Source organism: Bacillus cereus (genome assembly GCF_002561295.1).
Lineage (GTDB): Bacteria > Bacillota > Bacilli > Bacillales > Bacillaceae_G > Bacillus_A > Bacillus_A cereus_S.
Genome location: NZ_NTUG01000026.1, coordinates 54,648 through 68,898 on the forward strand (window position 1 = coordinate 54,648; position 14,251 = coordinate 68,898).

Genomic DNA, 14,251 nt, shown 5'->3' on the forward strand with positions numbered 1-14,251 from the left:
ACTCATTTCTAAAAATACGTCAATCATTTCTAACTAAAAAAGCATCACCATAAGGCGATGCTTTTTATTATGAATATGATACATTTTTATCTTTTTCTTCTGTTACAGCAGGCTCTTCTGCACTCTTTTTACGATCAGAAAGTTTAATCTTTTGTAAGAAAATCGTAAACACAGCACCCACTACAATAAATACCAACCCTGTTAAGAATACACTGTGAAGTGAATCTACTAAAGATGTTTTTAAAATAGGTACAATCGTATTTGAAATTGCTTCTGGCATTTGTTTTAATGCTTCTGGACTAAATAGCATTGAGTATAAACCTTGTGGATCCGTATGAATCATATCTTTAAATTTCGTTACGATTTGCCCCGCTTCTGCTGGGAATGTATTTAATACAGGCTCTAGTTTATTTGTTAATGTTGTACCTGAAGTATTATTCATAATAGAACCTAAAATCGTAATCCCGAATGTCCCTCCAATTTGACGGAAGAATTGACTTGATGAAGTTACAACACCAAGATCTTTTTTCGGGAAACTTTCTTGAAGTGCTAATGTTAATGTTGGCATTACAAGACCCATACCTAAACCGATAATCATCATATATGATGTGGCAACAAGTTTAGTCGTATGCATATCCATTGTTGTTAATAACGAGAAACCACCAGCCATAATGAGCATACCAGTAATGATTTGTGGCTTTACTCCAACCTTTAATACAAGTTGTCCGCCAATAATACTCATCACAATCATCGTAATCATCATCGGTGTCATAATCGTTCCTGATTCAGCAGCACTTACGCCGACAATTCCTTGCATAAAGAATGGTACGAACATAATTGCACCAAACATCCCAATGCTCATAAAGAAGCCAATTGCATTTAGTAATGTAAATGTGCGGTTTTTAAAGAAATGCATTGGTAAAATTGGTTCTTCTGCTTTTATTTCAACAATGATAAAGCTCACAATACCAATAATAGCAAGCGCAAATAATCCAATGATTTGCCAAGAATCCCATGCATAGTCTTTCCCGCCGAATGTTAACGCAAGTAATAAACTCACAACACCAAGGATCATTGTAAAAATACCAGCAAGATCAATTTTAATTGGTCCTGTTTGTTTATGTGATTTTAATCCCATTGCAATAAAGATTGTCGCCAAAATACCAACTGGTAAGTTAATATAGAAAACCCATCTCCAGTTAACCGCATCAACAATCCAGCCACCCACTTGTGGTCCAATTACAGATGCAAGACCGTAAAGTGCTCCGAAAATCCCTTGCCATTTCGCACGTTCTTTTCCTGAAAACATATCTCCGATAATAATCATTGCCATTGGCATCATAATACCGCCACCAAGGCCTTGAATACCACGGAAAATAATTAACTCCGTCATACCATTCGCCATACCACAAAGGGCTGAACCAACCATAAAAATGATTAACCCTGTAATATATACATTACGACGACCTAATAAATCTGCTAACTTCCCTGCTATAGGTACAACTGTCGTTGATGTTAACATATATGCTGTTGTTAGCCATGTCATTAAACTTAATCCGCCTAAGTCGCCGACAATACGCGGCATTGCTGTACCGACAATTGTTCCGTCTAATGCAGCAAATAACATCGCGATTACTAACCCGATTAACAACAACTTCCTATTCTGATTTGCTTGTTGCTCCATGTAATCTCCTCAATTCCTCTAGTTTGTCTCTTTTTTCTCAGATGCTCCGCAAATAATTGTCTCCAATTTTTCAAATAAGCGCAGTAAATCTTCTCTTTCTTGTAATTCTAATTGTGAGAAGTATTTCGCAATATGCTCATTTCGAGCAGTCATTGCCTCTTCTAATACATCTTTCCCCTTATTCGTTAACTCAATGATAACAACACGGCGATCATTTTTATCGTGATAACGTAACACCAATTCTTGATCAATTAAACGATCGATCATCACTGTAATCGCACTTGGTTTCACATACATTTTCTTCGCCAGCTCTGTAGCTCTTGCTGCACCGTAATGATCTAAAATTTTTAAAATATAAAATTGCGGTGGTGTAAGTCCTGACTTTTGCATTTGTTCTAGCAATTCCGTTTGCATTTTCTTTCCTATTGAAAATGTTAGAGCTTGAATTTTATCAATATGAGTCATATCATTTGGCATATTATCACCCCTTACTTAAACAACAAAATATTTAACGTATTTAAATATTAAACGACTAAATAAATAACGTCAATCATTTTATTTCATAAAAACGTTTACATTTTTGACACAAAATTGTATAATTTTTGACGAAGTTAATATTGACAGTCATGGAGAATGAGAGTATACGGCTATGGAGCATAGAAAGGGGACCCTTTCTATATTTCATGGTCTTTTTTTTATTCTCTATGTCATAAGAGTTTGTTAATCATAGGGGAGGATTTTTAGGTTATGTTTTTAACTCAATTGTTTAAACCTGCGCCACATGCAGAGCGCTTACCTGCTGATCGCGTCGACAGCGAATACCGCAAATTGCGCTTGCAAGTATTTTTAGGCATTTTCATTGGTTATGCAGGTTACTACTTTGTTCGCAAAAACTTTTCACTGGCAATGCCATATCTTGTTGAACAAGGATTTAGTAAAGGAGAACTTGGTATTATCCTTTCTGCCGTATCCATTGCATATGGCTTAAGCAAGTTTGTAATGGGGATTGTATCCGACCGTTGTAACCCTCGTTACTTCTTAGCAACAGGACTATTTTTATCCGGTATCATTAATATTATTTTCGGTTCGGTTTCTTTTATTACAACAAGTATTTTACTCATGTTTGTTCTGCAATTCTTAAACGGATGGGTACAAGGTATGGGGTGGCCTCCATGTGGTCGTACGATGGTTCACTGGTTCTCTATTAGCGAACGTGGTACAAAAATGTCTATTTGGAATACTGCTCATAACGTCGGCGGAGCACTTATGCCAGCTCTTATTACATTGGGAATGTATTTATTCGCTGATGATTGGAAAAGTGTATTTTACGTCCCTGGTATTTTTTCAATTTTAGTTGGGATTTATGTATTAATTACAATGCGTGATACACCTCAATCTTGCGGATTACCATCAATTGAGGAGCATACAGGAGAATATCCAACTAGTGAAAAAGTAGAAAATCGTGAGCGTGAGCTTTCGGCAAAGGAAATTTTATTTACGTATGTATTAAACAACAAATTTTTATGGTACATCGCGATCGCGAACGTATTCGTATATTTCGTGCGTTACGGCGTTGTAGACTGGGCACCTACTTATTTAGTAGAGGAAAAAAGCTTTACTCACAATAGCTCTCGTACAGCTTACGCTCTATATGAATGGGCTGGGATTCCGGGAACACTTCTTTGTGGATGGATGAGTGATAAGCTCTTTAAAGGACGCCGTGCACCTGCTGGTATTTTATTCATGGTTGGTGTATTCATTGCTGTTCTTGTTTATTGGTTAAACCCAGCTGGTCACCCAATCATCGATAGTATCGCACTTGTTTCAATTGGATTTTTAATTTATGGACCAGTTATGCTAATTGGGTTACATGCTCTTGACTTAGTACCAAAAAAAGCTGCTGGAACAGCTGCTGGTTTAACAGGTTTCTTCGGTTACCTTGGCGGTGCTGCATTTGCTAGTGCTGCAATGGGCTTTATTGTAGATGCTTTCGGATGGGACGGCGGTTTTATTCTATTACTCGCATCTTGCGTACTTGCGATTGTCTTTCTTGCTCTTACTTTAAAAACAGGACCATCAAAATCTCAGCAAGCTTAAAGTGAAACTTTACTCAGTAGGAACAACCACTGCAGTAAAAAATAAAATAGCTCCTAGCATTAAGAAACATGCTAGGGGCTATTTTTTATTTATGTCTAACGATATTGTCTTGCTAACTATAACAATCATTCCCCCTTCTATTTACAACACTACTTTTATAAAAACAGCTGTTGAATCATTTTCACAACAACAGCTAACAACACCGAACTAACAAATCCGCCTAAACAAATCAAACTTACACCTTGGCTATATGATAAATTTTGAAATGCTTTCATTTTTTTCATCCTTCCATGTATGTATTTGATATTTTTATTTTACCCATGAAAGGAAATTTATAACATCGATTTCGCTAACAACTGTCTTACAAAATTGTAAGATTTCTTTCCGATTAAAAAACAGACAGTATCACCACTGCCTGTTACTTCACAATCATTACCGGACATTTCACTCGTTTTGCTATTTTATGGCTGACACTACCAAGTACCATTTCTTGCAATGTATTTAACCCTCTGCTTCCTACTATTACAAGATCAATATCTCCTGTATTTACATACTGTACAAGCGTATTTCCTGGATCACCATGTAAAATTGTGATTTTATAGGAGATCCCCTCTTGCTGCAATAAAGCCTCAATTTCTTTTAATCTATCTTTTCGACTAGATGCGATTGTTTCTATATTTGTTTGTCCCTGTATAATATCTGATTTTGCTGTTTTATTATCTACTACGTATACAATTTCAATGTTTACTTCCTTACTTAATGTAGCAATGTGCGTTGCATGCTTCGCTGCGCGTATCGCATGTTCTGATCCATCACATGCTAATAGAATTTGCTTGTACATGTTCTGAAACCCCTTTCGTAGTCATACTCGTATTATAATACAAACAGAACCTTTTCGGTCTCCCGAAAAGGTTCTTCTTATTTAACTAACAGCTTGTTCTCTCTTTTTCTCCCGCATTACCACTCATCTCAAGAGCTTGAGAGAAAGGAGAAAGATCAGTGGGTTTCCCCTCACCTCCACTGATTAAAGTTTCACTTTATTATAAATCGCCAATTTTGTAATAAGCTGCGAACTACGCTCATTTAATCCCGTTATATTTACTTTCACATCATTTTTCTCATACTTCATCACAACTTTATCCACTGCTGCTACTGCTGAATCATCCCATATATGGGCGTGTGTAAAATCAATTTCTACTTCTTTTACACCCTCTTTAAACTGAAACACATTTATAAATGCTGCGGTAGATGCAAAGAAAAGTTGTCCGTGAACAGCGTATATTTTTTTCTCACCAATATAAAAATGTTTCACGTGAATCTTTGCCATGTTGAACGCAAATAAAACTGCACTTAACACCGTACCAGTCATAACACCAAGAGCTAGATTATGCGTAACAAGAACAATCGCAACTGTTACAATCATAACAAACGCATCACCTTTCGGAACTTTATGAAGGGTAAATACAGAGTTCCAATCGAATGTTCCAATAGAAACCATAATCATAATCGCAACTAACGCCGCCATTGGAATATGAACAACATAGTCACCAAGAACAAAGAGCAATACAATTAAAAATCCACCGGCTACGAATGTGGATAAGCGACCTCGACCACCTGATTTTATATTAATAATAGATTGTCCAATCATCGCACAACCTGCCATTCCACCGAAGAAACCAGCAACAATATTTGAAATTCCTTGTCCACGTGCCTCTCTATGCTTATCACTAGGTGTATCTGTCATATCATCTAAAAGAGATGCTGTTAATAACGATTCTAGTAAACCTATAATAGCTAACATAATCGAATACGGTAAAATAATAGCTAATGTCTCTAACGTAAATGGTACATCTGGAATACTGAAAAACGGTAATTCAGTTGGTAAACTCCCCATATCACCAACTGTACGTAATTGAAATCCTCCTAATAGCGCAATACTTGTCACAACAATAATAGCAATAAGCGTAGAAGGCACTGCCGTTGTAATACGTGGAAATAGATAAATAATTGCAAGTCCTAATGCTACTAACGCATACATTTGCCAGTTTGCACCTTTAAAATGTGGCAATTGTGCTGTAAAAACTAAAATCCCTAATGAATTTACAAATCCACTCATAACAGAACGCGGAACGAATTTCATGAATGAACTTAGTTTTAACACTCCAAAAATAATTTGAACAACACCGGTTAAAATTGTTGTAGCAAACAAATACTGCAATCCATAATCTTTTACAATTGTCACCATCAACAATGCCATTGCACCGGTTGCAGCAGAAATCATTCCTGGTCTCCCGCCCACAAATGAAATTGTCACCGCAATACAAAAAGCAGCGTATAATCCAACCATCGGATCTACCCCTGCAATAACAGAAAAGGCAATCGCTTCAGGAATCAGCGCTAATGCAACAACAATACCTGATAATACATCGCCTTTTACATTAGAAAACCATTCATTTTTTAATGTTTGTAACAAAGAAACACTCCTCTACTCTATCTTTCTTGATTTCCTCCATAAGAAAATCGATCCGACTGCACGAGAGCTATTATATAATGAATATCAGATTATTTGCTATGAAAAACTTTCCCAAATCAAGAAAGACGCTGCTTTGCGCAGCGCCTTTTCATTTAATGCCCATCATGTCCTTTACCACTTTCCTGTACAATCTCTAATCTTTCATCTAATATGCCTTGCGTTTCAAACGAAATGCTCTTCGTATCCCCTAACAAGAAACCGTGATTATATGGTCCTAATGTTGGATCATCCTTAAATTTCGGCTGAATTATTGCCAATAAATCATACACCGGTTGTGAAACCTTCCCTTTATCTAATAATAGAATAGGTGCGTGTTTCCCCATATGCGAAAACGGGGCACCAGCAATTGTTAAATCTGGTGTTTCTGTTGAAGCAAATGATACACCGTGCCCTGGCTTTGTGAATCCCCAACCAAATTTTGTTTTTTCATCTTTAAATTTTGCGAAAGCAATAGAATTTTCTGTCGGAGTTTCTCCGCTAATTCGCGTTACTTTTCCGTGTTTACCTAACTGTTTTTCAACTTCTTTTGAAATAATGGTCTCTGGACCTAATACATATATATTCGCTTTCCCTTTTCTTGCTTTTAATGCCTCAATTGTAGCTTCAGGTACTTTATCTTTTCCTACATATAGCAGAGGTTCAGGCATATGAGAGATCCAGTTTACTGCAGGTGTTGTATATAAACGTCCTTCTTCTTCTGACGAACCGACAATGACACTTCCTGGATACTTTCCTGTTATATCTGCATATTCTTTATCTACATCTTTTGCAAATACCGCTGGATCCGTTTCTTTTATTTGTTTTACCTTATATTCTTTTAACTGTTCTAATGTAGAAGATTCTACATCCCCCATGACCATAACTTGTGTTCCATCTTTTGTCCCAAGTGGATTTAATCGTTTGATTTCTTTTAACGTCGCCTCTGAAATACTTTCTTTATTCATAAATAGGATAGGGCCATTGTTTGGGTGATGAATGAGATCCGCACTAGCAATTCCCAGTTGCCACTCATTCACTGGTACTAAAATTACTGCTCCTGGTTGATTCTCCTTATGTGTAGCTGGCCAAATTGTTTGTGATGTTATTACAGCCATTTGAACCGGATCATTTGTATTTAATCTTGTTATATTTTTTAAACTTGTCGTTACTAGATCATTAGATGCATTTGCATTCATTTCTTTCGGTGCCATTGCTTCATGATTCATTTTCATTTCTTTTTGTTGCTCATTTTTCTTTTCATTTGCAGATTCATGATTTTTGTGCTCTGTATTTTCTTGCCCACACGCTGCAAGTCCAAATGCGGCAATTATTGTCATACTCAAAACTTGAATCTCTTTTTTCACGCTATCGCCTCCATGTATCCATCATGTTTGAGCCTATATTTTCACCTGGAATGTCATTTTCAACTATACGATAACAACCAATTCTGAAGAAATTATGCAGATGCATCATAATCTGCACCATTTCTTGACGATTTTGCATTACACTTTTAATAGCGAATACAAATACGGAGGATATTATATGATGAATATACTACTCGTAGATGATGAACCACGTATGCTAGAGTTATTAACACTTTATCTTACTCCTAGAGGATATAATTGCATTTCTGCGATTTCAGGACAAGAAGCCATTTCCTATATAGAAAAACAAAGTTTCAAGTTCATTCTTCTCGATATTATGATGCCAGAAATGGATGGATGGGAAACATGTAGAAAGATTCGTTCATTTAGTAACGTTCCTATCATTATGGTAACCGCTCGGGATCAAACGATAGATGTTGTTCAAGGGCTAAAAATCGGAGCTGACGATTATATAACAAAACCGTTTCATGAAGATGAACTATTAGCACGTATCGAAGCTGTTCTGCGGCGCAGCAATCAACATGAACTCATACAATATAAAGGGATTTTGTGGGATGAAGCAAAGCATTTTATTTCTGTTCATGGACAAGAGATTTTGCTTACACCAATTGAATTCTCTTTACTTGGATTATTTTTGCGCCACGTAAACTATGTACTCAGCCGTGATCAGCTGATTGAACGGATTTGGGGACTAGATGCGACGACCGAGGATCGCACAGTAGATTCACATATTCGTAATTTGCGTGATAAATTACGCAAAGCCAAATTTCCCATTGATGAACATTTAAAAACTGTGTACGGAGTTGGGTATCGATGGATTGACACTGAAAATCAAGGAGCTACACGATGAAACGAATTTCTGTTCAACTCGGATTTTATTTTTTAATTGTTACACTTTTAATTGAAACAGTTCTATTTGTTTTGCTCTATTATAGTCTTGTAAATAATAGAGTAAATGATGAGATGACAGCATTATTAAAGCGCGGAAATAGTCACCGGGACGTACTTGAAAAACATTTTGATTCACAAACAATCTCTCATGTTGCTTTAATGGAATCAGAAGCTGAAACAAAGGTTGTCATTACAAATGCCCGTAAAGAAATATTAGCAAAATCGAATGATATAGATTCTACTATACAGAAACATATTACCGAAATGGTATCAAACACAGATCATAACGGAAAAATTGTAGAAAACCACTGGAAAACATCTAATTATATATGTACAGTTAGCCCCATTGCCATAGAAGGAAAGACAGAAGGCTATGTGTATATGTTTCTTGGTACCAATTCAATTGAGCAAATGATTGATGGATTAACAAAACAATTTATTATTGCTGGTGCTATTACGTTCATATTAACTGTAATCACGATTTTTCTATTATCACGTTTATTAACAAAGCCACTCCTTCGTATGAAGCATGCGACGGAAAAAATGAGTCGTGGTGATCTATCCGTCTCTTTAACAAGTGCCCGAAATGATGAAATTGGCGAACTTGCAGAATCGATCCAAACGCTTGCAAATGATTTACATTATATGAAAAAAGAACGTAGTGAATTTCTAGCAAGTGTAGCTCATGAACTACGAACACCATTAACCTATGTACGAGGATATGCAGACATCGCACTGAAAGACCATACATCTCCTAAGCAGCGTCAAAGATATTTATCAATTATAAAAGATGAAGCAGATTCTATTACGAATTTAGTGCAAGATTTATTTTTACTGGCACAAATGGAGCAGCACAACTTCTCTATTGAGACAGCGAAGGTACATGTAGAAGACTTTCTTTCTCGCATTGTTACAAAAGTGAACATTATGTACGAAATAAAACATATTCGTGTCTCTTTCACATGTCCCTCTTCACTTTCTATAGCTCTAGATGAGCAACGTTTTGAACAAGTTATCATCAACATTTTAAATAATGCATATGCACATTCAGCAGAACATTCTCAAATTTTTATTTTTGTCACAGTGCACCAAACGCATATCGAAATTTCCATCCAAGATGCAGGAGAAGGAATTCCAGAAAAGGATATCCCTCACATTTTCGAACGCTTTTATCGCGTTGATAAAGCAAGATCGCGTGCTACAGGCGGAACCGGTTTAGGGCTATCTATCGTGAAAGAAATTGTAGAACTACATGGCGGGAATATTACTGTAACGAGTGAGGTTGACCATGGATCTTGCTTTACAATTTCATTGCCATCTATAAAAAAACACGACTATCATCAATAGTCGTGTTTTTTTATCCCGCATTAAAGGGCAGTAATACTCCCACCTCAAAATCCGGCGAAAGCAAAGTCCAGCTCTAGCGGCTAAAATCTCCAGCCGTTTCACTCCCTCGAACGAGGCAAAAAACGCCTCTCTGTCGGGAGCGCGGGCGGCCTACGATTTTGAACGAGCCGCTTCCGCTTTTTTAAAGAAGTTAGGTGGGAGATAAACTGCCCATAAAAGCCCGATTGGTGCTGGCTGATAATCAGTGGGGGATGAAGAAAACCCCCACTGATTAAAGTTTCACTTTATCATTTAAGATTTTACTTTATAATATAGATTTACAAATTGACCAAAACGTTTTGTATCCGTTAAAGTTAAATCGATTTGTGGATTCTTTTCTTTAAATAACGGAATACCAGAACCTAATATATGAGGTGTAATCGTAACAATATATTCATCAATTAGATTACTCTTAAAAAATTCTCTCAGTAGACTCCCTCCACCGACCATCCATATTTTAGATCCTTCCTGCTCTTTCAATCTTTTTGTAAACTCCACTACCTCTTCATTTACAAAATCTACATGTCCCTTTGAACCTTTTTCTGAATTAGAAAAAACATAACATTTTTTATCTAGGTACGGGAATGTTTCCGTATGCTCTACCACATAATCGTACGTTCTCTTTCCCATGATTATTGTATCAATTGTTTCGTACATTTCTGTATAACCGTTGTCTCCCTCTCCTTCCGTTTCCATTAACCATTGTAAATCATCATCTTCTTTCGCAATAAATCCATCTAAGCTCGCTGCAATAAATAAAACTATTTCACGTGACATATCTTTTCCTCCTTACGTCTCATCTTGATAAAATTATGATGTATACACTATACTAACCATAAAACATGACAATTTATGTCATGTTAAAAAAGAAAAAGGTGATATATTTGTCAAAAGCAAAACGTTTACTAGATATTCTTATATGTGCTTCTACGAAAAAAACATTTACAGCACAAGAAATAGCTGATGAATTTAATATTTCCGTTCGTACGGTTCATAGATATATTTTAGATTTAAGTGATATGGGATTACCCATTTACGCTGAACAGGGTCGCAATGGAGGATATAAAGTGTTAACAAGCAGCATGCTTCCCCCCATTTTATTTACCGAAGAAGAAGCGGTCTCCATCTTTTTTGCTCTTCAATCTTTAAGCTACTACCGAGATTTGCCTTTTAATACAGAAATCAATTCTGTTACTCATAAACTGTATAGCTCTCTACAAAATGATGCGAAAGCTAAAGTTGATAAAATACGTTCTTATATCGCTTTTTGGAACCCAAAGAGAACAATTGATACACCTTTTTTAAACGAAGTGTTAACCGCGGCTATTGAAAAGAAAAATTTACACTTTCAATACGAATCTAAATCGGGGATAAAAACAAAACATGTTCACCCTATCGGTGTATATGCTCACGATGGTTTATGGTATTTGCCATCCTATGACTTTAGTCGAAAAAAAATATTATTGTATCGTGTCGATCGTATTCTTTCTATATTATCAACAGAAGAAAATGAAAATACGTTCATGAATTTAGAAGAATGGTTTGCCTCTAACTCTAACGTAGTAAATGTTCCTACTCAGTTACATGTTTTACTGACGACAGAAGGTGTACGCCAATGCAACAGTGTTCCTTACCTTGAAGAATTCGTTGTAATAAACGAAGATGGTACGGGATATATAAATTCAACAGTTGATAAAGGTGAAATCAATTTTATTACCCCTTTATTTCATAGACTTGGAAAAGATGCAAAGGTTTTAGAACCGAAGGAATTGATAGATGGTTTACGTACACGTGCGAAAGAAATTTTAAATATGTATAAAGATTAAAAAGACGTAAGAAGAATCCTCTTACGCCTTTTCAATGTGCAGTATTGGCTCTATTGCTTCTATTAACAATTTCTTTGTTTCTTCAAAATTATGATTCTGCTTTTCTCCAGGTTGTACCGTATAAAACTCTGCAAATGACTGTTCTTTATATCTCGGTACAACATGCATATGATAATGAGTTAATTCGTTAAAGATACCACCGTTTTGACAAATGGTAATCCCGTCCGGTTTGTACACGAACTTGATTGCCTTTGAAATAAGTTTAGCAGCCTCCATAATTGCATTTGTAGTATCTTGATCAAGTTCGTCTAGCTCTAAGAAATGCTTCTTCGGAACAATTAAAGTATGTCCTGTACGAAAAGGTGCATGATCTAAAAAACACATTACATAATCATCTTCATATACTTTATATATTTTTTCTTCTTCGTGTGCTAATTTACAACCTAAGCAGTCCATTACACTTCCTCCTCTTTCTAAAACAAAAAAACGTGAGTGCCTTATTCTCACGTCTTTTTGTTTCACTTTATTAACTCAACTGTTTCTGTAACCTTTATACTATCCTTTACAGATTGAACAATCGTACAATTCTTCACTGCAAGTTGCAGTGCCTTATCTAATTGCCCTTCTGTAATATTTTGCGCTTTAATTTTGTAATGTAAATGAACACTTTCAACTGGTTTTGATAAAGCTTCACTTCTACCAATTTCAGCTTCAATTGTAAACGCATCGTATGTAATACGTTTCTTTTCTAAAATTGTTCTAAAGACAATTGCACTACATCCTGCGATAGAAGAAATGAGTAATTGTAACGGTGAATACCCGTTTTCTTTGCCAATCACTAATTGACCATACGATAAATCTGCTTCAATATCATCTTGCTTGATTGTTAGTTTCATACGTTGTTTCCATCTCCACTTTCGTAATTTTCTGCCGCTTCTTATTTATATAATAATACACATAGCAGAAAATAATAAATGGAATGCCGCAATAAAGTGCCATACGCTGCTCTGGAATAAACGCTAAACTAATCACAACAATGCTATTTGTAATTAAAGCTAAAATTGGAACAATTGGATATAGCGGTGTTTTATACTTCAAATCTTCTAATTTTCCGCCACCCTTTATGTACTGGCTTCTAAAACGAAGTTGTGACAAGGCAATGATAATCCAACTTGAAACAGCTGATAAACCAGCGATAGATAATAAGTACATATATACTGTATCTTCCGCTAAGAAGCTTGTTAGTAAAGATAATGCAGCTACCGCAATCGTAACTATTAATGCCGTAATTGGGATACCACGTTTATTTACCTTTTTGAAAGAAGTTGGTGCCATTCCTTCATTTGCAAGTGACCATAATATACGGGTCGATGCATATAGTCCTGAATTTGCCACAGATAATAGCGCGGTAATAATAACAAAGTTCATAATATCCGCTGCATATGGAATACCAATCTTATCGAATACAACAACGAATGGACTTTCAATAACGCCTGCATCTTTCCATGAAATTAAACCTACTAAAATCGTCATCGTTAAAATAAAGAACACCATAATGCGCCATACTGTATTGCGAATTGCACGTGGAATTGTTTTTTCTGGTTCTTCACTCTCCCCTGCTGCAATCCCAATTAACTCTGTACCTTGGAATGAAAAATTAACTGTAATCATAGTAAGAAGTACCGCAGCGAGTCCATTTGGGAACAATCCTCCATCACTCACAAAGTTAGAAAAAAGAGGTGCCGCTTCTTTTCCGTCATATGGTAAGAAACCGAATAACGCACTACCACCAAGTACAATAAATGCAAGAATTGTAATAACTTTAATACTTGAGAACCAAAATTCTAATTCCGCATAACTCTTTGCTGAAATAGCATTAGACATATATAAAATAACGCCAAATACAAGACACCATACCCAAACATCTACATGCGGAAACCATCTTTTCATCATTAAACCAATCGATGTTAACTCTAAACCAACTGTAACTGCCCAACCAAGCCAGTACAGCCATCCAATCATAAATCCTGTCCCTGGACCGATAAACTTCGTCGCATATTTTTGGAAGGAACCAGAAACTGGCATCGCAACCGTTAGCTCACCAAGGCAAAGCATTGTTAAATACATAATAAATCCGCCCACTAAATAAGAAAGAATCGCGCCCCCTGGTCCTGCTTGGTTAATCGTGTATCCTGAGCCTAGAAAAAACCCTGTTCCGATTACCCCTCCAAGTGCGATCATAAATAAATGTCTACTCTTCATCGTACGATGTAATTTCTCGTTCGTTGTTTGCTGCATCGTAATCCTCCCCTATAAAAACCCTCTATCTCTTTTTAAAATTTTCTGATAATAAAAATATACACGAAAGCGATTACAATTTCTATATAAAATTAAAACTTTTCTGATAAAACATCGTATTTTTTAATCTATCTTACAATTACATTACTAAAAAGTTAATATATTCCAAATC

The 14,251-nt window shown here is 36.0% G+C and carries 14 protein-coding genes; 4 read left to right on the top strand and 10 right to left on the bottom strand.

Translation table 11 applies throughout. The features are described from left to right. Positions 1-67: 67 nt before the first annotated feature. Together CN373_RS15495 and CN373_RS15500 are read right to left on the bottom strand one after the other, a co-directional pair. Positions 68-1,684 (bottom strand): MDR family MFS transporter, encoded by a 1,617-nt coding sequence (locus CN373_RS15495; protein WP_000437624.1) that lies wholly within the window; start codon positions 1,682-1,684, stop codon positions 68-70. Positions 1,685-1,702: 18 nt separating this feature from the next. Next, on the bottom strand, positions 1,703-2,161 hold the full coding sequence (locus CN373_RS15500; protein WP_001132372.1) for a MarR family winged helix-turn-helix transcriptional regulator: 459 nt from the start codon (positions 2,159-2,161) through the stop codon (positions 1,703-1,705). 270 nt (positions 2,162-2,431) lie between these two features. Here CN373_RS15500 and glpT point away from each other — a divergent pair, with 270 nt between their 5' ends. Then, complete coding sequence (gene glpT / locus CN373_RS15505) at positions 2,432-3,781, top strand: glycerol-3-phosphate transporter (RefSeq protein WP_000480197.1); 1,350 nt, start codon at positions 2,432-2,434, stop codon at positions 3,779-3,781. A 155-nt stretch (positions 3,782-3,936) separates the two neighbouring features. Here glpT and CN373_RS15510 read toward each other — a convergent pair whose 3' ends face one another. From CN373_RS15510 to CN373_RS15525, 4 genes are all read right to left on the bottom strand, one after another. Further along, a complete protein-coding gene (locus tag CN373_RS15510; RefSeq protein ID WP_000643269.1) occupies positions 3,937-4,056 on the bottom strand; it encodes a DUF4027 family protein in 120 nt (39 codons plus the stop codon). 143 nt (positions 4,057-4,199) lie between these two features. Then, positions 4,200-4,622 (bottom strand): universal stress protein, encoded by a 423-nt coding sequence (locus CN373_RS15515; RefSeq protein ID WP_000278007.1) that lies wholly within the window; start codon positions 4,620-4,622, stop codon positions 4,200-4,202. A gap of 183 nt (positions 4,623-4,805) precedes the next feature. Next, entirely contained in the window at positions 4,806-6,254 is a 1,449-nt protein-coding gene (locus CN373_RS15520; RefSeq protein ID WP_000942193.1) for a SulP family inorganic anion transporter, read from the bottom strand. 152 nt (positions 6,255-6,406) lie between these two features. Beyond that, positions 6,407-7,630: a cell wall-binding repeat-containing protein gene (locus CN373_RS15525; RefSeq protein WP_425290474.1), complete on the bottom strand. Its 1,224-nt coding sequence runs from the start codon at positions 7,628-7,630 to the stop codon at positions 6,407-6,409. Between the two features lie 205 nt (positions 7,631-7,835). Between CN373_RS15525 and CN373_RS15530 the strand changes: the two genes are divergently transcribed. Together CN373_RS15530 and CN373_RS15535 are read left to right on the top strand one after the other, a co-directional pair. After that, on the top strand, positions 7,836-8,528 hold the full coding sequence (locus CN373_RS15530) for a response regulator transcription factor (protein ID WP_098359656.1): 693 nt from the start codon (positions 7,836-7,838) through the stop codon (positions 8,526-8,528). Beyond that, positions 8,525-9,916, top strand: coding sequence for a sensor histidine kinase (locus tag CN373_RS15535; protein WP_098359657.1), 1,392 nt, complete (start codon positions 8,525-8,527; stop codon positions 9,914-9,916). Before CN373_RS15530 ends, CN373_RS15535 begins: the two co-directional genes overlap by 4 nt. A gap of 291 nt (positions 9,917-10,207) precedes the next feature. Here the strand turns inward: CN373_RS15535 and CN373_RS15540 are convergent, their stop codons facing one another. Continuing rightward, entirely contained in the window at positions 10,208-10,732 is a 525-nt protein-coding gene (locus CN373_RS15540; protein WP_098359658.1) for a dihydrofolate reductase family protein, read from the bottom strand. A 65-nt stretch (positions 10,733-10,797) separates the two neighbouring features. Between CN373_RS15540 and CN373_RS15545 the strand changes: the two genes are divergently transcribed. After that, positions 10,798-11,781 (top strand): helix-turn-helix transcriptional regulator, encoded by a 984-nt coding sequence (locus tag CN373_RS15545; RefSeq protein WP_205753379.1) that lies wholly within the window; start codon positions 10,798-10,800, stop codon positions 11,779-11,781. A 21-nt stretch (positions 11,782-11,802) separates the two neighbouring features. Here CN373_RS15545 and CN373_RS15550 read toward each other — a convergent pair whose 3' ends face one another. The 3 genes from CN373_RS15550 to CN373_RS15560 are packed head-to-tail and all read right to left on the bottom strand — an operon-like array spanning position 11,803 to position 14,079. After that, entirely contained in the window at positions 11,803-12,288 is a 486-nt protein-coding gene (locus CN373_RS15550) for an HIT family protein (RefSeq protein ID WP_111901859.1), read from the bottom strand. 11 nt (positions 12,289-12,299) lie between these two features. After that, complete coding sequence (locus CN373_RS15555) at positions 12,300-12,677, bottom strand: OsmC family protein (protein ID WP_098359661.1); 378 nt, start codon at positions 12,675-12,677, stop codon at positions 12,300-12,302. After that, positions 12,652-14,079 (bottom strand): amino acid permease, encoded by a 1,428-nt coding sequence (locus CN373_RS15560; protein ID WP_001188000.1) that lies wholly within the window; start codon positions 14,077-14,079, stop codon positions 12,652-12,654. The genes CN373_RS15555 and CN373_RS15560 overlap by 26 nt, the downstream gene beginning before the upstream one ends. Between the last annotated feature and the right edge of the window lie 172 nt (positions 14,080-14,251).

Excerpts from the sequence above, each read along its gene's own strand:
- CN373_RS15540 (WP_098359658.1), bottom strand. The coding sequence starts at position 10,732 with ATGTCACGTGAAATAGTTTTATTTATTGCAGCGAGCTTAGATGGATTT.
- CN373_RS15500 (WP_001132372.1), bottom strand. The coding sequence starts at position 2,161 with ATGCCAAATGATATGACTCATATTGATAAAATTCAAGCTCTAACATTT.
- CN373_RS15545 (WP_205753379.1), top strand. The coding sequence starts at position 10,798 with ATGACAATTTATGTCATGTTAAAAAAGAAAAAGGTGATATATTTGTCA.
- CN373_RS15555 (WP_098359661.1), bottom strand. The coding sequence starts at position 12,677 with ATGAAACTAACAATCAAGCAAGATGATATTGAAGCAGATTTATCGTAT.
- CN373_RS15510 (WP_000643269.1), bottom strand. The coding sequence starts at position 4,056 with ATGAAAGCATTTCAAAATTTATCATATAGCCAAGGTGTAAGTTTGATT.
- CN373_RS15495 (WP_000437624.1), bottom strand. The coding sequence starts at position 1,684 with ATGGAGCAACAAGCAAATCAGAATAGGAAGTTGTTGTTAATCGGGTTA.
- CN373_RS15515 (WP_000278007.1), bottom strand. The coding sequence starts at position 4,622 with ATGTACAAGCAAATTCTATTAGCATGTGATGGATCAGAACATGCGATA.
- CN373_RS15530 (WP_098359656.1), top strand. The coding sequence starts at position 7,836 with ATGATGAATATACTACTCGTAGATGATGAACCACGTATGCTAGAGTTA.
- CN373_RS15560 (WP_001188000.1), bottom strand. The coding sequence starts at position 14,079 with ATGCAGCAAACAACGAACGAGAAATTACATCGTACGATGAAGAGTAGA.
- CN373_RS15525 (WP_425290474.1), bottom strand. The coding sequence starts at position 7,630 with ATGACAATAATTGCCGCATTTGGACTTGCAGCGTGTGGGCAAGAAAAT.
- CN373_RS15535 (WP_098359657.1), top strand. The coding sequence starts at position 8,525 with ATGAAACGAATTTCTGTTCAACTCGGATTTTATTTTTTAATTGTTACA.
- glpT (WP_000480197.1), top strand. The coding sequence starts at position 2,432 with ATGTTTTTAACTCAATTGTTTAAACCTGCGCCACATGCAGAGCGCTTA.